Origin of the sequence: Pseudomonas sp. PDM19, assembly GCF_014852215.1 — a bacterium.
Classification (GTDB): Bacteria; Pseudomonadota; Gammaproteobacteria; order Pseudomonadales; family Pseudomonadaceae; genus Pseudomonas.
On record NZ_JACVBG010000003.1, the window covers coordinates 569,809 to 587,761 of the forward strand.

Genomic DNA, 17,953 nt, shown 5'->3' on the forward strand with positions numbered 1-17,953 from the left:
ATCGAGCATGAGCCTGATCGCTTCCGACCAATTCCGCATCGTTGTCGGCCTCGGCAAGAGCGGCATGTCCCTGGTGCGCTACCTGGCGCGCCAGGGCGTGCCTTTTGCCGTGGCCGATACGCGCGCGAATCCGCCGGAGCTGGCGACCCTGCGCGAGCAGTATCCGCAGGTCGAGGTGCGCTGTGGCGACCTCGACGCCGATTTCCTCTGCCGCGCCCAGGAGCTTTACGTGAGCCCCGGCCTGTCGCTGCGCGTGCCGGCGCTGATCGAAGCTGCCGCCCGTGGCGTGCGCATGTCCGGCGACGTCGACCTGTTCGCGCGTCACGCGAAGGCGCCCATCGTCGCCATCACCGGTTCCAATGCCAAGAGCACCGTCACCACCCTGGTGGGCGACATGGCCAGGGCTGCCGGCAAGCGCGTCGCCGTTGGCGGCAACCTCGGCACCCCGGCGCTGGACCTGCTGGCCGATGACGTCGAGCTTTACGTGGTGGAGCTGTCCAGCTTCCAGCTGGAAACCTGCGAGCGGCTGAACGCCGAGGTCGCTACCTGCCTCAATGTCAGCGAAGACCACATGGACCGCTACGACGGCATGGCCGACTACCACCTGGCCAAGCACCGTATCTTCCGCGGCGCCAAGCAGGTCGTGGTGAACCGTGCTGACGCGCTGAGTCGCCCACTGATCGCCGACAACGTGCCGTGCTGGACCTTCGGCACCAACAAGCCGGACTTCAAGGGCTTCGGCCTGATCGAAGAAGACGGGGAGAAGTGGCTGGCTTTCCAGTTCGACAAACTGATGCCGGCCCGCGAGCTGAAGATCCGTGGCGCGCACAACCAGTCCAACGCCTTGGCGGCGCTGGCGCTGGGGCATGCCGTCGGTCTGCCGTTCGAACCGATGCTGCAGACCCTGCGTGAATTCGCCGGCCTCGCCCACCGCTGCCAGTGGGTGCGCGAGCGCAACGGCGTGAGCTACTACGACGACTCCAAGGCCACCAACGTCGGCGCCGCCCTGGCTGCGATCGAAGGCCTGGGCGCCGATATCGACGGCAAGCTGGTGCTGATCGCCGGTGGCGACGGCAAGGGCGCCGACTTCCATGACCTGCGTGACCCGGTTGCCCGGCATTGCCGCGCCGTGGTGCTGCTGGGGCGGGACGCCGAACTGGTGAGCGCCGCCCTTGGCAACGTGGTGCCCAAGGTCCGCGTGAATACCCTGGACGAAGCCGTCGAGCACGCTGCCGACCTGGCGTTGCCGGGTGACGCCGTGCTGCTGTCGCCGGCCTGCGCGAGCCTGGACATGTTCAAAAACTACGAAGAACGCGGACGCCTGTTCGCCAAGGCCGTGGAGGAGCTCGCCTGATGTTCTCCTTCCTGCGCCCCTATCCGTCCCCGCTGATCAGCCGCAATGGCATCGACATCGACTTCCCGCTGCTCGCGGGTTGTCTGGCGCTGCTCGGCCTCGGTCTGGTGATGGTCACTTCGGCATCCTCCGAAGTCGCCGCGGCGCAGTCCGGCAACCCGCTGTACTTCTCGGTCCGCCACCTGATCTACCTCGCCATCGGCTTCGTCGCCTGCGGCGTGACCATGATGGTGCCGATGGAAACCTGGCAGCGCTGGGGCTGGAAGCTGCTCGCCGTGGCCTTCCTGCTGCTGGTGATGGTGATCACCCCCGGCATCGGCCGCGAGGTGAACGGCTCCATGCGCTGGATCGGCTTCGGGCTGTTCAACATCCAGCCCTCGGAGATCGCCAAGGTCTTCGTGGTGATCTTCATGGCCGGCTACCTCGTTCGTCGCCAGGAAGAAGTGCGCGAGAGCTGGCTGGGCTTCTTCAAACCCTTCGTGGTGCTGCTGCCGATGGCCGGCTTGCTGCTGCGCGAGCCCGACTTCGGCGCCACCGTGGTGATGATGGGGGCGGCCGCCGCGATGCTGTTCCTCGGCGGCGTGGGCCTGTTCCGCTTCGGCCTGATGGTCGCGCTGGCGGTGGGCGCCGTGGTCCTGCTGATCCAGACCCAGCCTTACCGGATGGCGCGCCTGACCAACTTCACCGATCCCTGGGCCGACCAGTTCGGCGCGGGCTACCAGCTCAGCCAGGCGCTGATCGCCTTCGGTCGTGGCGGCTGGACCGGCATGGGCCTGGGCAACAGCATCCAGAAGCAGTTCTACCTCCCCGAGGCGCATACCGACTTCGTGTTCGCGGTGCTCGCGGAAGAACTGGGCATCGTCGGCGCCATGGCCACCGTGGCCCTGTTCGTCTTCGTCAGCCTGCGTGCGCTGTACATCGGCATCTGGGCCGAGCAGTCGAAACAGTACTTCTCCGCCTACGTCGCCTACGGGTTGGCTTTCCTGTGGATCGGCCAGTTCCTGATCAACGTGGGCGTGAACGTCGGCCTGCTGCCGACCAAGGGCCTGACCCTGCCATTCCTCAGCTACGGCGGCAGCTCCCTGGTGATCTGCTGCGCCCAGTTGGGAATGTTGCTGCGCATCGAATGGGAACGCCGCACCGTGATGGGCAGCGAGGAATATGAATTCAGCGAAGAGGACTTTGCCGATGAAAGGTAACGTCCTGATCATGGCGGGCGGCACCGGCGGACATGTGTTCCCGGCCCTGGCCTGCGCCCGTGAATTCCAGGCACGCGGCTACAGCGTGCACTGGCTGGGCACTCCGCGCGGCATCGAGAACGACCTGGTACCCAAGGCCGGTCTGCCACTGCACCTGATCAACGTCAGCGGCCTTCGCGGCAAGGGCCTCAAGTCCCTGTTGCGCGCGCCGTTCGATCTGCTCAAGTCGCTGTTCCAGGCCCTGGGCGTGGTTCGCCAGCTCAAGCCGGTCTGTGTGCTCGGCCTGGGCGGCTACGTCACCGGCCCGGGCGGCCTGGCTGCCAAGCTGTCCGGCGTGCCGCTGGTGATCCATGAACAGAACGCCGTTGCCGGCACCGCCAACCGCAGCCTTGCGCCGCTGGCCAAGCGTGTCTGCGAAGCCTTCCCGGATACCTTCGACAGCAGCGCCAAGCGCCTGACCACCGGCAACCCGGTGCGCGTCGAGCTGTTCCTGGCGGAGGGCGCCCGCGCGCCGCTGGCCGGCCGCCGCGTCAACCTGCTGGTTCTGGGCGGCAGCCTGGGCGCCGAGCCGTTGAACAAGCTGCTGCCCGAAGCGCTCGCGCAAATCGGGGCCGAGATACGCCCGGCCATTCGCCATCAGGCCGGTCGTCAGCATGACGAAATTACTGCGGAGCGTTATCGCGCTGCGGGTGTCGAAGCGGACGTAGCTCCGTTCATCGCCGACATGGCCGCCGCCTACGCCTGGGCCGATCTGGTGATCTGCCGCGCCGGGGCGCTGACCGTGAGCGAGCTGACCGCCGCCGGCCTGCCGTCCTTCCTGGTGCCGCTGCCCCACGCGATCGATGACCACCAGACCAAGAACGCCGAATTCCTGGTGCGGGAGGGCGCGGCCCTCCTGCTGCCACAGAAATCTACCAGCGCCGCCGAACTGGCCGCGCAGTTGTCCGAGGTATTGATGCATCCCGATTCCCTGACCCGCATGGCCGCTCGCGCACGCAGCCTGGCCAAGCCCGAGGCTACCCGCACGGTAGTCGATGCCTGCCTGGAGGTGGCCCGTGGTTAAAGAACCCACCGGCGTCACCCGCACCATGCGGCGCATCCGCCGCATCCACTTCGTCGGCATCGGTGGCGTGGGCATGTGCGGTATCGCGGAAGTCCTGCTCAACCTCGGTTACGAAGTCTCCGGCTCCGACCTCAAGGCTTCGCAGGTCACCGAGCGCCTGGAAAAATTCGGCGCAGAAATCTTCATTGGCCACCGCGCGGAGAACTCCGACGGCGCTGACGTGCTGGTGGTTTCCAGCGCAGTGAACAAGTCGAATCCGGAAGTCGCTGCGGCGCTGGATCGCCGTGTGCCGGTCGTGCCGCGCGCCGAGATGCTCGCCGAGCTGATGCGCTATCGCCACGGCATCGCCGTCGCCGGTACCCACGGCAAGACCACCACCACCAGCCTGATCGCCTCGGTATTCGCCGCCGGCGGCCTGGACCCGACTTTCGTCATCGGCGGCCGCCTGAACGCCGCCGGCACCAACGCGCAGCTGGGCACCAGCCGCTACCTGGTGGCCGAGGCCGACGAGAGCGACGCCAGCTTCCTGCACCTGCAGCCGATGGTCTCGGTGGTCACCAACATCGACGCCGATCACATGAGCACCTACGGCGGCGACTTCAACAAGCTCAAGCGCACCTTCGTCGACTTCCTGCACAACCTGCCGTTCTACGGTCTGGCCGTGGTCTGCGTGGACGACCCGGTAGTGCGCGAGATCCTGCCGCAGGTTGCCCGTCCGACCGTGACCTACGGCCTGAGCGAGGACGCCGACGTCCGCGCCATCAACATCCGCCAGGAAGGCATGCGCACCTGGTTCACTGTGCTGCGCCCCGAGCGCGAGCCGCTGGACGTCTCGGTGAACATGCCCGGCCTGCACAACGTACTGAACTCCCTGGCGACCATCGTCATCGCCACCGATGAAGGTATTTCCGACGAGGCCATCGTCCAGGGCCTGTCCGGTTTCCAGGGCGTCGGTCGACGCTTCCAGGTCTATGGCGACCTGCAGGTGGAAGGCGGCAGCGTGATGCTGGTCGACGATTACGGCCACCACCCGCGCGAAGTCGCAGCGGTGATCAAGGCCGTGCGCGGTGGCTGGCCGGAGCGTCGTCTGGTGATGGTTTACCAGCCGCACCGTTACAGCCGTACCCGCGACCTGTACGACGACTTCGTGCAGGTGCTGGGCGAAGCCAACGTGCTGATGCTGATGGAGGTCTACCCGGCCGGCGAAGAGCCGATCCCCGGCGCCGACAGCCGTCACCTGTGCCACAGCATCCGCCAGCGCGGCCAGCTCGACCCGATCTACCTGGAGCGCGGCGGTGACCTCGCTTCGCTGCTCAAGCCGCTGCTGCGTCCGGGCGACATCCTGCTGTGCCAGGGCGCCGGTGATATCGGCGGGCTGGCTCCGGCACTGATCAAGAATCCGATGTTCGGCGCTGCCGCTGCTGGCGCCGAGGGGAAGAAGCAATGAGTGACGCCCTCAAATCCGCCCTCGAGCCCCGCGCCTTCGGTCGCGTCGCCGTGCTGTTTGGCGGCAAGAGCGCCGAGCGCGAGGTGTCGCTGAAGTCTGGCGCCATGGTCCTGCAGGCTCTGCAGGGCGCGGGCGTGGACGCCTTCGGCATCGACGTGGGCGACGATCTGCTGGAGCGTCTGACCCGCGAGAAGATCGACCGCGCCTTCATCATCCTCCACGGTCGTGGCGGTGAAGACGGCACCATGCAGGGGCTGCTGGAAATCGCCGGCATTCCCTACACCGGCAGCGGCGTGCTGGCTTCTGCGCTGGCCATGGACAAGCTGCGCACCAAGCGTGTGTGGCTGAGCCTCGGCCTGCCGACGCCCGACCATGCCGTGCTCGCCTGCGAGGACGATTGCCGTGCCGCTGCCACGAAACTCGGCTTCCCGCTGATCGTCAAGCCGGCCAGCGAGGGTTCGAGCATCGGCATGGCCAAGGTGAACAGCGTGGAAGAGCTGATCGCTGCCTGGGCCGCTGCCGCGAAGTTCGATCCGCAGGTGCTCGTCGAGCAGTGGATCAGCGGCCCCGAATACACCGTCGCGATCCTCCGTGGCCAGGTGCTGCCGCCCATTCGCCTGGGCACCCCGCACACCTTCTACGACTACGACGCGAAGTACCTGGCCAACGATACCCAGTACCAGATTCCCTGCGGCCTCGATGCCGAGAAGGAACAGGAACTCAAGGACCTGACCGCGCGCGCCTGTGATGCCCTCGGCATCCAGGGCTGGGGTCGGACCGATGTGATGCAGGACGCCCAAGGGCGCTTCTGGCTATTGGAAGTGAACACCGCACCGGGCATGACCGACCACAGCCTGGTGCCCATGGCCGCGCGCGCGGCCGGCCTGGATTTCCAGCAACTGGTGCTGGCGATCCTCGCCGACAGCGTCGAGGCAAGGGGGTAAGTCATGAACGGCGCGCAGCTTCGTCACCAGAATCCCGGAATCGGCCGTGCCCCGGCACGCAAGCCGGTGCCGCGCGGCGCCAGCCGTCTGGTGGCCAAGGAGCCGCTCAGCGCCCGCATGCCCAAGCCCAGCTTCGGCTTCCTGAAGGTGCTGCTGTGGCCTCTGGTGCTGGGTGTGCTCGGTGGCGGTGCCTACTACGGCGCGCAGTACGTGCTGCCCTACGCGGACCGGCCGATCGCCAAGGTCAGTGTGGAAGGCGACCTCAGCTACATCAGCCAGGCGGCGGTGCAGCAGCGGATCAGCCCCTACGTGTCGGCCAGCTTCTTCACCATCGACCTGGCCGGCATGCGCCAGGAGCTGGAGCAGATGCCCTGGATCGCCCACGCCGAGGTGCGTCGCGTATGGCCCGACCAGGTGGTTATCCGCCTGGACGAGCAATTGCCCATCGCCCGTTGGGGTGACGAAGCCCTGCTGAACAACCAGGGTCAGGCTTTCGCCCCGCGTGAAGTGGCCAACTACGAGCACCTGCCGCGCCTGTCCGGCCCGCAGCGTGCTCAGCAGCAAGTGATGCAGCAGTACCAGATTCTCAGCCAGATGCTCCGCCCGCTGGGTTTCACCATCGCCAGCCTGGACATGAGTTCGCGCGGCGCCTGGACCCTGGGCACCGCGCAGGGCGTGGAGATCATGCTGGGCCGCGATCACGCGGTAGAACAGATTCGCCGGTTCGTGACCATCTACGACAAGGCGCTGAAAGATCAGATTACGAAAATTGCCCGCATCGACATGCGCTACCCCAACGGCCTTGCCGTAGGTTGGCGCGATCCGATGCCGGAAGCGACGGTGGCTCAGACCACCGCCGCGCAGTGAGTTGAGGAGACTTCTATAAACATGGCAAGCGTGCAGAGCGGCAAAATGGTCGTCGGCCTGGACATCGGCACCTCCAAGGTGGTGGCGCTGGTGGGCGAGGTGGCGGCCGATGGCAAGCTGGAAATCGTCGGCATCGGGACGCATCCGTCGCGCGGCCTGAAGAAGGGCGTGGTGGTGAACATCGAATCCACCGTGCAATCGATCCAGCGCGCCATCGATGAAGCCCAGCAGATGGCTGGCTGCCGTATCCACTCGGCCTTCGTCGGCATTGCCGGCAACCATATCCGCAGCCTGAACTCACACGGCATCGTGGCGATCCGCGACCGCGAAGTGAGCGGTGCAGACATCGAACGCGTGCTGGACGCGGCCCAGGCCGTGGCCATCCCGGCCGACCAGCGTGTGCTGCACACCCTGGCCCAGGACTACGTGATCGACAACCAGGAAGGCGTGCGCGAGCCGCTGGGCATGTCCGGCGTACGCCTGGAAGCCAAGGTGCACGTGGTGACCTGCGCGGTGAACGCCGCGCAGAACATCGAGAAGTGCGTGCGCCGCTGCGGCCTGGAAGTGGATGACATCATCCTCGAGCAGTTGGCCTCGGCCTACTCCGTGCTCACCGAGGACGAAAAGGAACTGGGTGTGTGCCTGGTTGACATCGGCGGCGGCACTACCGACATCGCCATCTTCACCGAAGGCGCCATCCGCCATACGGCGGTGATCCCGATCGCCGGCGATCAGGTCACCAACGACATCGCCATGGCGCTGCGTACCCCGACCCAGTACGCCGAAGAGATCAAGATTCGATATGCTTGCGCCTTGGCCAAACTGGCCGGTCCGGGCGAAACCATCAAGGTGCCCAGCGTAGGGGATCGGCCGCCGCGGGAACTGTCGCGCCAAGCGCTTGCCGAAGTGGTCGAGCCTCGTTACGACGAGCTCTTCACCCTGGTTCAGGCCGAGCTGCGTCGCAGTGGCTACGAGGACCTGATTCCGGCCGGGATCGTCCTGACCGGTGGCACCTCCAAGATGGAAGGCGCCGTCGAGCTGGCCGAGGAGATCTTCCACATGCCGGTGCGCCTGGGCGTACCACACAGCGTCAAGGGACTGGCCGACGTCGTGCGCAATCCGATCTATTCCACCGGTGTGGGGCTGCTCCTGTACGGACTGCAAAAGCAATCCGACGGCATCTCCATGTCCGGCAGCAGCTTCAGCAGCGACGAACCCAAGACACCGGTACTGGAAAAGCTCAAACGCTGGGTCCAGGGCAATTTCTGATTTACCACCGCGGTAAACGTAGGCAACACAACTAGAAAGGAAGGAGAGGGGAAATGTTTGAACTGGTAGATAACGTCCCGCAAACAGCAGTCATCAAAGTGATCGGCGTAGGTGGTGGCGGCGGCAACGCCGTGAACCACATGGCCAAGAACAACGTTGATGGCGTCGAATTCATTTGTGCCAACACCGATGCGCAGGCGCTGAAGAACATCGCCGCGCGCACCGTGTTGCAGCTCGGCCCGGGCGTGACCAAGGGTCTGGGCGCTGGCGCCAACCCTGAAGTAGGCCGCCAGGCCGCCATCGAGGACCGCGAGCGCATCGCCGAGGTCCTGGAAGGCGCCGACATGGTCTTCATCACCACCGGCATGGGTGGCGGTACCGGTACCGGTGCTGCACCGATCATTGCCGAGGTTGCCAAGGAAATGGGCATCCTCACCGTGGCCGTGGTCACCCGTCCGTTCCCGTTCGAAGGTCGCAAGCGCATGCAGATCGCCGACGAGGGCATCCGCTCGCTGGCTGAAAGCGTTGACTCGCTGATCACCATCCCGAACGAAAAGCTGCTGACCATCCTGGGCAAGGACGCGAGCCTGCTGGCTGCCTTCGCCAAGGCTGACGATGTACTGGCCGGTGCCGTTCGCGGTATCTCCGACATCATCAAGCGCCCGGGCATGATCAACGTCGACTTCGCCGACGTGAAAACCGTCATGAGCGAAATGGGCATGGCCATGATGGGTACCGGCTGCGCCAGCGGCCCGAACCGCGCTCGCGAGGCTACCGAAGCCGCTATCCGCAACCCGCTGCTGGAAGACGTCAACCTGCAGGGCGCCCGCGGCATCCTGGTGAACATCACCGCAGGTCCGGACCTGTCCCTGGGCGAGTACTCCGACGTGGGTAACATCATCGAGCAGTTCGCTTCCGAGCACGCCACCGTGAAAGTGGGCACCGTGATCGATCCGGACATGCGCGACGAGCTGCACGTCACCGTGGTCGCCACCGGTCTGGGCGCTCGCCTGGAGAAGCCGGTCAAGGTCGTCGACAACACCGTTCAGACTCAGGCTGTCAGCACCCAGGCTCCGGTTCAGCGCGAGCAGCAGTCGGTGAACTACCGCGACCTGGATCGTCCGACCGTCATGCGCAACCAGAACCACGGCGGCGCAGCCACCGCGGCCAAGCTGAACCCGCAGGACGATCTGGACTATCTGGACATCCCGGCCTTCCTGCGTCGCCAGGCCGATTGAGTCGATTTATCAGGAGTATCAATGTGATTGGTGTTCAGCAAAGGGCGGTTCTGCTATCATCGCCGCCCATTGTTGACAACAGTTCGCAACTTGCGCGAAAGCGGCCAAAGCCATGATCAGACAACGCACCTTGAAGAACATCATCCGGGCGACCGGTGTCGGCCTGCACTCCGGGGAAAAGGTTTACCTGACCCTGAAGCCGGCTCCCGTCGATACTGGCATCGTGTTCTGCCGGACCGATCTCGACCCTGTGGTGGAAATTCCCGCCCGGGCTTCGAACGTCGGCGAAACCACCATGTCGACCACCCTGATCAAGGGTGACATCAAGGTGGATACCGTGGAGCACCTGCTCTCGGCCATGGCCGGCCTGGGTATCGACAACGCCTATGTCGAGCTGTCCGCATCGGAAGTTCCGATCATGGACGGCAGCGCAGGTCCTTTCGTATTCCTGATCCAGTCCGCTGGCCTGCAAGAGCAGGAAGCGGCCAAGAAGTTCATCCGCATCAAGCGCGAAATAACGGTGGAAGAGGGCGACAAGCGCGCAACCTTCGTTCCGTTCGACGGCTTCAAGGTGAGCTTCGAGATCGATTTCGATCACCCGGTCTTCCGTGGTCGCACCCAGAAAGCCGTGGTGGATTTCTCCAGCACTTCCTTCGTGAAGGAAGTCAGCCGCGCCCGTACCTTCGGGTTCATGCGCGACATCGAGATGCTGCGTTCGCAGAACCTGGCGCTCGGTGGCAGTGTGGAGAACGCCATCGTGGTCGACGAGTATCGTGTGCTCAACGAAGACGGTCTTCGTTACGAGGACGAGTTCGTCAAGCACAAGATCCTGGACGCCATTGGTGACCTGTACCTGCTGGGTAACAGCCTCATCGGCGAGTTCATCGGCTACAAGTCCGGTCACGCCCTGAACAACCGTCTCCTGCGTACCCTCATCGCAGACAAGGACGCTTGGGAAGTGGTGACCTTCGAGGACGCCAAGACTGCGCCGATCTCCTATATGCGACCCGCTGCGGCCGTATAAGGAAACCTCCTCCTTTCAGCTACAACTTCAAAGGCCACCCTCGGGTGGCCTTTTTTTATTCCAGCGTTTTTATTCCTGGTCCGCTTCCGGCGGCTTGCGACTGCGGCTGGCGAGGCGCTCGAGGGCGGCCTTGAGTTGCGGATTGCTGATGCCCTCGGCTGCTTCGTGCAGGGTGGCGGAGGCGGACTCGGTGATGCGGTTGGTATTCACCCGGGTGGGCGCCTGGATCACCGGCTGCACCTTGAACAGGATGCGCGCCAGACCCCTGAACTCCTCGAACGCGGCCAGCTGCCGCAGCAGGCGGTTCTGCTGGTAGCGCAGGCGCGTGGCCCAGTGGCCGTCGGTGACGACCAGCAGCAGGCTGCCTTCACGCCAGGAGGCGACGCGGCAGTAGGGGCGCGCGGCGGGCTGCAGCTGCGAATCGAGTAGCTCCTGCAGGCGCGAGAGGCGCTGCGCCTGGGCGAACAGCGACTGCAGCGGCTTGGCTTCGCGCAGCAGCTTGGTCATCGCCTTGGCGGGCAGGGGGCGGAAGGCCATCGAGAGCAACCGGGAGTGAATGAAGCAGGATGGTAACAGATGCGCTCAGGGCCAGATGCCACCGTCCACCCTTGAAGTTGCCAGGCTGCGTCACCATATCACCCACTCGGATTCAAAGTTGTCCGTCCATGCATTGCTCCCAAGCTCGCAGAATGCGAAGCTTCGGAGGATGACTTCGGCACTTTTTTCCCGGTAGTTTCCGGGTAGAATGCCCGCTTCATTGCCGTTCCGCGCCGCGGCCAGCCAGTCGGGCAGCCCTCCAATTCTCCAGTTCGGATGACCCAGTCGATATGTTTGCGCCTTTGTTGAAAAAACTCTTTGGAAGCAAGAACGAGCGCGAAGTGAAGCGCATGGCCAAGCAGGTCCAGGCCATCAATGCACTCGAGCCCCAGATGGTCCCGCTTTCCGATGAGCAACTGAAGGCCAAGACCGAAGAGTTCAAGGCGCGTGTCGCCAAGGGCGAGACCCTCGACCAGATCCTTCCGGAAGCCTTCGCCGTCGCCCGCGAGGCTGGCAAGCGCGTGATGGGCATGCGTCACTTCGACGTCCAGCTGATCGGCGGCATGTCCCTGCACGAAGGCAAGATCGCCGAGATGCGTACCGGTGAGGGCAAGACCCTCGTGGGTACCCTGGCCGTCTACCTGAACGCCCTGTCCGGCAAAGGCGTGCACGTGGTCACCGTGAACGACTACCTGGCTCGCCGCGACGCCAACTGGATGCGTCCGCTGTATGAATTCCTCGGCCTGACCGTCGGCATCGTCAGCCCGTTCCAGCCGCCGGAAGAGAAGCGCGCCGCCTACGCCGCCGACATCACCTACGGCACCAACAACGAATTCGGTTTCGACTATCTGCGCGACAACATGGCGTTCAGCCTGGAAGACAAGTTCCAGCGTGAACTGAACTTCGCCGTGGTCGACGAAGTGGACTCCATCCTCATCGACGAGGCGCGGACTCCGCTGATCATCTCCGGCCAGGCCGAAGACAGTTCCGAGCTGTACATCAAGATCAACAAGCTGATCCCGCGCCTGAAGCGTCACATCGAGGAAGTCGAAGGCCAGGTGACCCAGCAGGGCCACTACAGCATCGACGAGAAGACCCGCCAGGTCGAACTCAACGAACAGGGCCATGCCTACGTCGAGGAGCTGCTGACCCAGAACGGCCTGCTGGCCGAGGGCGAGAGCCTCTACTCGGCGCACAACCTCAGCCTGCTGACCCATGTCTACGCTGCGCTGCGCGCCCACACCCTGTTCCACCGCAACGTGGAATACATCGTCCAGGGCGACCAGGTCCTGCTGATCGACGAGCATACCGGCCGCACCATGCCGGGCCGTCGCCTCTCCGAGGGCCTGCACCAGGCCATCGAGGCGAAGGAAAACCTGCCGATCCAGGCCGAGAGCCAGACCCTGGCCTCGACCACCTTCCAGAACTACTTCCGCCTCTACACCAAGCTGGCCGGCATGACCGGTACCGCCGACACCGAGGCCTTCGAATTCCGCCAGACCTACGGCCTCGACGTGGTGGTGATCCCGACCCACCGTCCGGTTGCCCGTAAGGACTTCAACGACCTGGTCTACCTGACCCAGGACGAGAAGTACGCCGCCATCATCACCGACGTGCAGCAGTGCCAGGCGCTGGGTCGTCCGATCCTCGTAGGTACCGCCTCGGTCGAGACCTCCGAATACGTTTCGCAGCTGCTGCAGAACGCCGGCATCGAGCACAAGGTACTGAACGCCAAGTACCACGAGAAGGAAGCCGAGATCATTGCCCAGGCCGGTCGTCCGGGCTCGGTCACCATTGCCACCAACATGGCCGGTCGTGGTACCGACATCCTGCTGGGCGGCAACTGGGAAGTGGAAGTCGCCGCGCTGGAGAACCCCACCGACGAGCAGGTCGCGCAGATCAAGGCCGACTGGCAGAAGCGTCATCAGCAGGTCATCGAGTCGGGCGGCCTGCACGTGATCGCCTCCGAACGCCACGAATCCCGCCGTATCGACAACCAGCTGCGCGGCCGTGCCGGCCGTCAGGGCGACCCGGGCTCCAGCCGCTTCTACCTGTCGCTGGAAGACCACCTGATGCGCATCTTCGCCTCCGACCGGGTGAAGAACTTCATGAAGGCACTCGGCATGCAGCCGGGCGAGGCGATCGAGCACCGCATGGTGACCAACGCCATCGAAAAGGCGCAGCGCAAGGTCGAGGGCCGCAACTTCGATATCCGCAAGCAACTGCTGGAGTTCGACGACGTCGCCAACGAGCAGCGCAAGGTGATCTACCACATGCGCAACACCCTGCTCGCGGCCGATAACATCGGCGAGACTATCACCGAGTTCCGCGAAGAGACCCTGAACAACACCGTCAGCGAGCACATTCCGCCGCAGTCGCTGCCCGAGCAGTGGGACGTCGCCGGTCTGGAAGCTGCGCTGTACAGCGATTTCGGCCTCAAGCTGCCGATCCAGCAGTGGCTGGACGACGACGACAAGCTCTACGAGGAAACCCTGCGCGAGAAGATCCTCACCGAGCTGGTCGCTGCCTACAACGAGAAGGAAGAGCTCGCTGGCGAAGAAGCCCTGCGCACCTTCGAGAAGCAGATGCTGCTGCGCGTGCTGGACGACCTGTGGAAGGACCACCTGTCCACCATGGATCACCTGCGTCACGGCATCCACCTGCGCGGCTACGCGCAGAAGAACCCGAAGCAGGAATACAAGCGCGAGTCCTTCAACCTGTTCCAGGAACTGCTGAACTCCATCAAGCGCGACACCATCCGCGTGCTGTCCTTCGTCCAGGTTCGCCGCGAAGACCCGGCCGAAGAAGAAGCCCGCCTGCGTCGCGAAGCCGAGGAAATGGCCAAGCGCATGCAGTTCCAGCACGCCGCCGCACCGTCCATGGACCAGGTGACCGGCGAGCCGGAAGAAGAGGGTGAAATCCCGGCCGACAACGTGGTGCCGATGGAACCCATCCGCAACGAACCGAAGATCGGCCGCAACGAGCCGTGCCCCTGCGGTTCGGGCAAGAAGTACAAGCACTGCCACGGTCAGGTGGAATAAAGCTTCCCGCCCCTGATACCAACGCCGCGACCGGCCCTGCCGCTCGCGGCGTTTTTCACATCTGCTTCACTGATTCGTTTTACCGGTTTGATTCACTGACTTGATTCACTGACTTGATAGGAGCGCGCCACATGGCTGTTGGTCTCGGCCCCATGTCCACCCTGCACCCGGTCCCCGGTTTCGAACTCGGCATCGCCTCTGCCGGCATCAAACGACCCGGCCGCAAGGACATCGTGGTGATGCGTTGCGCCGAAGGCTCCACCGTGGCCGGTGTGTTCACTACCAACGCCTTCTGCGCCGCTCCGGTGATCCTGGCGCGCAAGCGCTTCCTGGGGCCGGTGCGCTACCTCCTGACCAACACTGGCAACGCCAACGCCGGCACCGGTGAACCGGGCCTGGTCAACGCCACCCGCACCTGCGCCAAGCTGGCCGAGCTTGCCGGCGTGCCGGAAAACGCCGTGCTGCCGTACTCCACCGGCGTGATCGGCGAGCCGCTGCCGGTCGAGAAGATCGAAGCCGCGCTGCCTGCCGCGCTGGCCAACCTGTCTGTGGATAACTGGGCCGACGCCGCTGCCGGCATCATGACCACCGACACCCTGCCCAAGGGCGCCAGCCGCCAGTTCCAGCACGACGGCGTGACCATCACGGTTACCGGCATCAGCAAGGGCGCCGGCATGATCAAGCCGAACATGGCCACCATGCTCGGTTACATCGCCACCGACGCGAAGGTTGCCCAGGGCGTGCTGCAGGACCTGCTGCGCGACGCGTCGAACAAGTCCTTCAACCGCATCACCATCGATGGCGATACCTCCACCAACGACTGCTGCATGCTGATCGCCACCGGCCAGGCCGCGCTGCCGGAAATCACCGCCGCCAGCGGCGCGCTGTTCGCCGCGCTGAAGCAGGCCGTGCTGGAAGTTTCCATGGAACTGGCCCAGGCCATCGTCCGTGACGGCGAAGGCGCCACCAAGTTCGTCACCGTGCAGGTGAACGGCGGCGCGACTCACCAGGAGTGCCTGGACGTCGGCTACGCCGTGTCCCACTCGCCGCTGATCAAGACCGCGCTGTTCGCTTCCGACCCGAACTGGGGCCGTATCCTCGCGGCCGTCGGCCGTGCCGGCGTGCCTGACCTGGACGTGAGCCTGATCGACGTGTTCCTCGATGACGTGGCCATCGCCAGCCGCGGCTGCCGCGCCACCAGCTACACCGAGGACCAGGGCGCCAAAGTCATGGCCCAGGAAGAGATCACCATCCGCATCGATCTAGGCCGCGGCACCTGCAGCGAGACCATCTGGACCACTGACCTGTCCCACGAGTACGTGAAGATCAACGCGGAATACCGCACCTGACGGTAGCCATAGGCTACAAGCTTCAGGCGGCAGGCAAGAGCGCGCCTGAAGTCTGCTGCTTGTAGCCTTCAGCCGCTTCTCTCGCATTCCCGATTTTCATCGATAGATGAAAATCGGGAATTTGTTTTCATGGCTGCCGCGCTCTAAGGTCTTCTGACTGACCCTCAAGAGCATCGCATCCATGTCCCTCACCCTGATCATCGGCAGCAAGAACCTCTCCTCCTGGTCCCTGCGCGGCTGGCTGGCCATGCAGCTCACCGGCGCCGAGTTCGAGGAAATCCTCATTCCCCTCGGTGGGCAGGACATCTCGCGGCGCATCCGCGAGCACTCGCCCAGCGGCAAGGTGCCGGCGCTCAAGTGCGAGCACGGGCTGATCTGGGATTCCCTGTCGATCGCCGAATACCTCGCCGAACGCTTCCCCGAAGCCCACCTCTGGCCCCGTGGCGAAGCGGCCCGCGCACTGGCACGCTCGGTCTGCGCCGAGATGCACAGCGGCTTCATGGCGCTGCGTTCGCACATGCCCATGGACATCCAGCGCAACCAGCCGCTGACCAACGTGCCCGACGCGGTGGAGGCGGATATCGCCCGTGTCGTCGAGCTCTGGGCGTTGTGCCGCCAGCAGTTCGGCCAGGACGGTCCGTTCCTGTTCGGCCACGCCAGCATTGCCGACGCCTTCTACGCTCCCATTGCCACGCGCCTGCGCAGCTACTGCGTGACCCTGCCCATCGAGGCGCAGAACTACGTCGATGCGATCTATGCCTGGCCGGCCTTCCGTCCCTGGCTGGACGCGGCGATGGTCGAACGCGCCTGAACCCGGCCGCCAATGACGGTAGAATGCCCGTCTGCGCGGGCCCTGCCTGAATCGGATTGAGGAGTAGCACTGTGAAACGAGTACATGTCGCCGCCGCCGTGATTCGCGGACTCGATGGCCGGGTGCTGATCGCCCGCCGTCCGGACGACAAGCACCAGGGCGGTCTCTGGGAGTTTCCCGGTGGCAAGGTGGAAGAGGGCGAAGCGGTGCAGGTCGCCCTGGCCCGCGAGCTGAAAGAGGAACTCGGCATTGACGTCGAGCAGGCCCGCCCGCTGATCCGTGTGCAACATGACTACAGCGACAAGCATGTGCTGCTGGATGTCTGGGAAGTCTCCGCTTTCTCCGGTGCGCCCCATGGTGCCGAGGGCCAGCCGCTGGCCTGGGTCGCCCCGCGCGACCTGCCGGACTACGAGTTCCCGGCGGCCAATGAGCCCATCGTGCAGGCCGCGCGCCTGCCGGATCGCTACCTGATCACCCCCGATGGCCTGGAAATCCCGCAGCTGGTGCAGGGCGTGCGTGCTGCTGTTGCCAACGGCATCCGCCTGATCCAGCTGCGCGCGCCGAACATGTACAGCCCCGAGTACCGCGACCTCGCCGTCGACGTGCAAGGCCTGTGCGCCGGCAAGGCGCAGCTGATGCTCAAGGGCCCGCTGGAGTGGCTGGGAGATTTTCCGGCGGCCGGCTGGCACCTGACCTCCGAGCAATTGCGCAAGTACGCACCCAACGGCCGACCGTTCCCCCGCGAGCGCCTGCTGGCGGCGTCCTGCCACAGCGCCGAAGAGCTGGAGCTGGCGGTGCGCATGGGTGTGGACTTCGTCACCTTGTCGCCGGTGCAGCCCACCGAGAGCCATCCGGGCGAGCCGGCGCTGGGCTGGGAGGCTGCGGCAGAACTGATCGATGGCTTCAACCAGCCGGTGTTCCTGCTCGGTGGTGTCGGCCCGCAGGATCTCGAGCGGGCGTGGCAGACCGGTGCGCAGGGCGTGGCGGGGATTCGCGCGTTCTGGCCGAAGGCGGAAGGCTGATAGGCACTTTGCGTGGGGCGGCGAGGGGTATCGCTTCGCTCCACGCCATCCTACGAAACTGATTCCGGACTGTCGGGCAACTTCGGTGCTCCCTGTAGGAGCGGGCCATGCCCGCGATCGCGCGCATGGCGCGCTCCTACAGATGAGCGCTGTGCGTTGGTCATACCCGGTAGGTGCGGAATCCGCCGCGATGGATTTCGCTGACAGGTCGATCAGGCCGGTTTTTCAGCCGCCTGCCAGAGAATCTCCTCCACGCCCTGGCGGCGGGCGATGAAGCGCGCGGCGACGAACAGCAGGTCGGACAGGCGGTTCAGGTAGCGCAGGCCCGCGCCTTCCAACGGTTCCTCGGCATTCAGCTGTTGGCAGCGGCGCTCGGCGTTGCGCGCCTGGGCGCGGCACAGGTGGGCGAGAGCGACCAGGCGCGAGCCGCCGGGCAGGATGAAGTTCTTCAGTGGCCCGAGTTCCTCGTTCCAGCGATCGATCACCTGCTCCAGGCGCTCCACTTCGGCATCGTTCAGAGCGCGGTACTCCGGCATCGCCAGCTCTCCGCCCAGGTCGAACAGGCGATGCTGGATCGGCGCCAATACACCAATCACCTCTTCGAGCGCACTGCTACGCGCTTCGTGCAGCCCGGCCAGCAGCAGGCCAAGGTGGCTGTTCAGCTCATCCACTGCGCCCATGGCTTCCACCCGTGGATGGTGCTTGGGCACGCGGCGGCCGTCGGCCAGGCCGGTTTCGCCGGCATCGCCGGTACGGGTGTAGATCTTCGACAGGCGATTGCCCATGGC

The 17,953-nt window shown here is 65.0% G+C and carries 15 protein-coding genes; 13 read left to right on the forward strand and 2 right to left on the reverse strand.

What is annotated here, in order from left to right:
* Positions 1-7 precede the first annotated feature (7 nt).
* The 9 genes from murD (at position 8) to lpxC (ending at position 10,405) form a co-directional block, all read left to right on the forward strand.
* Positions 8-1,354: a UDP-N-acetylmuramoyl-L-alanine--D-glutamate ligase gene (murD, locus tag IB273_RS18615; RefSeq protein ID WP_151189490.1), complete on the forward strand. Its 1,347-nt coding sequence runs from the start codon at positions 8-10 to the stop codon at positions 1,352-1,354.
* On the forward strand, positions 1,354-2,553 hold the full coding sequence (gene ftsW, locus IB273_RS18620) for a putative lipid II flippase FtsW (protein ID WP_045209625.1): 1,200 nt from the start codon (positions 1,354-1,356) through the stop codon (positions 2,551-2,553). The genes murD and ftsW overlap by 1 nt, the downstream gene beginning before the upstream one ends.
* Positions 2,543-3,616 (forward strand): undecaprenyldiphospho-muramoylpentapeptide beta-N-acetylglucosaminyltransferase, encoded by a 1,074-nt coding sequence (gene murG / locus IB273_RS18625; RefSeq protein ID WP_192224734.1) that lies wholly within the window; start codon positions 2,543-2,545, stop codon positions 3,614-3,616. Before ftsW ends, murG begins: the two co-directional genes overlap by 11 nt.
* The gene (murC, locus tag IB273_RS18630; RefSeq protein ID WP_081517494.1) at positions 3,609-5,063 is read left to right on the forward strand and encodes a UDP-N-acetylmuramate--L-alanine ligase; all 1,455 of its coding nucleotides are present in this window, start codon (positions 3,609-3,611) and stop codon (positions 5,061-5,063) included. Before murG ends, murC begins: the two co-directional genes overlap by 8 nt.
* On the forward strand, positions 5,060-6,007 hold the full coding sequence (locus IB273_RS18635; RefSeq protein ID WP_192224735.1) for a D-alanine--D-alanine ligase: 948 nt from the start codon (positions 5,060-5,062) through the stop codon (positions 6,005-6,007). The genes murC and IB273_RS18635 overlap by 4 nt, the downstream gene beginning before the upstream one ends.
* Positions 6,008-6,010: 3 nt before the next feature.
* A complete protein-coding gene (locus IB273_RS18640) occupies positions 6,011-6,874 on the forward strand; it encodes a cell division protein FtsQ/DivIB (protein ID WP_081517496.1) in 864 nt (287 codons plus the stop codon).
* 21 nt (positions 6,875-6,895) lie between these two features.
* Positions 6,896-8,143: a cell division protein FtsA gene (ftsA, locus tag IB273_RS18645; RefSeq protein WP_045209630.1), complete on the forward strand. Its 1,248-nt coding sequence runs from the start codon at positions 6,896-6,898 to the stop codon at positions 8,141-8,143.
* A 53-nt stretch (positions 8,144-8,196) separates the two neighbouring features.
* The gene (gene ftsZ, locus IB273_RS18650) at positions 8,197-9,381 is read left to right on the forward strand and encodes a cell division protein FtsZ (RefSeq protein WP_017518095.1); all 1,185 of its coding nucleotides are present in this window, start codon (positions 8,197-8,199) and stop codon (positions 9,379-9,381) included.
* 112 nt (positions 9,382-9,493) lie between these two features.
* Positions 9,494-10,405, forward strand: coding sequence for a UDP-3-O-acyl-N-acetylglucosamine deacetylase (lpxC, locus tag IB273_RS18655; RefSeq protein ID WP_045209632.1), 912 nt, complete (start codon positions 9,494-9,496; stop codon positions 10,403-10,405).
* 69 nt (positions 10,406-10,474) lie between these two features.
* On the opposite strand, the gene IB273_RS18660 is transcribed toward lpxC, so the two are convergent.
* On the reverse strand, positions 10,475-10,942 hold the full coding sequence (locus tag IB273_RS18660; RefSeq protein WP_081517497.1) for a DUF721 domain-containing protein: 468 nt from the start codon (positions 10,940-10,942) through the stop codon (positions 10,475-10,477).
* A 290-nt stretch (positions 10,943-11,232) separates the two neighbouring features.
* Between IB273_RS18660 and secA the strand changes: the two genes are divergently transcribed.
* From secA to IB273_RS18680, 4 genes are all read left to right on the forward strand, one after another.
* On the forward strand, positions 11,233-13,983 hold the full coding sequence (secA, locus tag IB273_RS18665) for a preprotein translocase subunit SecA (RefSeq protein ID WP_151189493.1): 2,751 nt from the start codon (positions 11,233-11,235) through the stop codon (positions 13,981-13,983).
* 131 nt (positions 13,984-14,114) lie between these two features.
* Entirely contained in the window at positions 14,115-15,332 is a 1,218-nt protein-coding gene (argJ, locus tag IB273_RS18670; protein WP_081517499.1) for a bifunctional glutamate N-acetyltransferase/amino-acid acetyltransferase ArgJ, read from the forward strand.
* 181 nt (positions 15,333-15,513) lie between these two features.
* Positions 15,514-16,143 carry a glutathione S-transferase family protein gene (locus IB273_RS18675; RefSeq protein ID WP_081517500.1) on the forward strand — a complete coding sequence of 210 codons (630 nt, stop codon included), beginning with the start codon at positions 15,514-15,516 and terminating at the stop codon, positions 16,141-16,143.
* A gap of 71 nt (positions 16,144-16,214) precedes the next feature.
* Complete coding sequence (locus tag IB273_RS18680; RefSeq protein ID WP_081517501.1) at positions 16,215-17,165, forward strand: Nudix family hydrolase; 951 nt, start codon at positions 16,215-16,217, stop codon at positions 17,163-17,165.
* Between the two features lie 212 nt (positions 17,166-17,377).
* Here the strand turns inward: IB273_RS18680 and IB273_RS18685 are convergent, their stop codons facing one another.
* Complete coding sequence (locus tag IB273_RS18685) at positions 17,378-17,950, reverse strand: cob(I)yrinic acid a,c-diamide adenosyltransferase (protein ID WP_081517502.1); 573 nt, start codon at positions 17,948-17,950, stop codon at positions 17,378-17,380.
* Positions 17,951-17,953: the final 3 nt, after the last annotated feature.

Excerpts from the sequence above, each read along its gene's own strand:
- ftsA (WP_045209630.1), top strand. The coding sequence starts at position 6,896 with ATGGCAAGCGTGCAGAGCGGCAAAATGGTCGTCGGCCTGGACATCGGC.
- murG (WP_192224734.1), top strand. The coding sequence starts at position 2,543 with ATGAAAGGTAACGTCCTGATCATGGCGGGCGGCACCGGCGGACATGTG.
- ftsZ (WP_017518095.1), top strand. The coding sequence starts at position 8,197 with ATGTTTGAACTGGTAGATAACGTCCCGCAAACAGCAGTCATCAAAGTG.
- IB273_RS18635 (WP_192224735.1), top strand. The coding sequence starts at position 5,060 with ATGAGTGACGCCCTCAAATCCGCCCTCGAGCCCCGCGCCTTCGGTCGC.
- lpxC (WP_045209632.1), top strand. The coding sequence starts at position 9,494 with ATGATCAGACAACGCACCTTGAAGAACATCATCCGGGCGACCGGTGTC.
- secA (WP_151189493.1), top strand. The coding sequence starts at position 11,233 with ATGTTTGCGCCTTTGTTGAAAAAACTCTTTGGAAGCAAGAACGAGCGC.
- IB273_RS18675 (WP_081517500.1), top strand. The coding sequence starts at position 15,514 with ATGTCCCTCACCCTGATCATCGGCAGCAAGAACCTCTCCTCCTGGTCC.
- murD (WP_151189490.1), top strand. The coding sequence starts at position 8 with ATGAGCCTGATCGCTTCCGACCAATTCCGCATCGTTGTCGGCCTCGGC.
- argJ (WP_081517499.1), top strand. The coding sequence starts at position 14,115 with ATGGCTGTTGGTCTCGGCCCCATGTCCACCCTGCACCCGGTCCCCGGT.
- IB273_RS18685 (WP_081517502.1), bottom strand. The coding sequence starts at position 17,950 with ATGGGCAATCGCCTGTCGAAGATCTACACCCGTACCGGCGATGCCGGC.
- IB273_RS18660 (WP_081517497.1), bottom strand. The coding sequence starts at position 10,942 with ATGGCCTTCCGCCCCCTGCCCGCCAAGGCGATGACCAAGCTGCTGCGC.
- IB273_RS18640 (WP_081517496.1), top strand. The coding sequence starts at position 6,011 with ATGAACGGCGCGCAGCTTCGTCACCAGAATCCCGGAATCGGCCGTGCC.
- ftsW (WP_045209625.1), top strand. The coding sequence starts at position 1,354 with ATGTTCTCCTTCCTGCGCCCCTATCCGTCCCCGCTGATCAGCCGCAAT.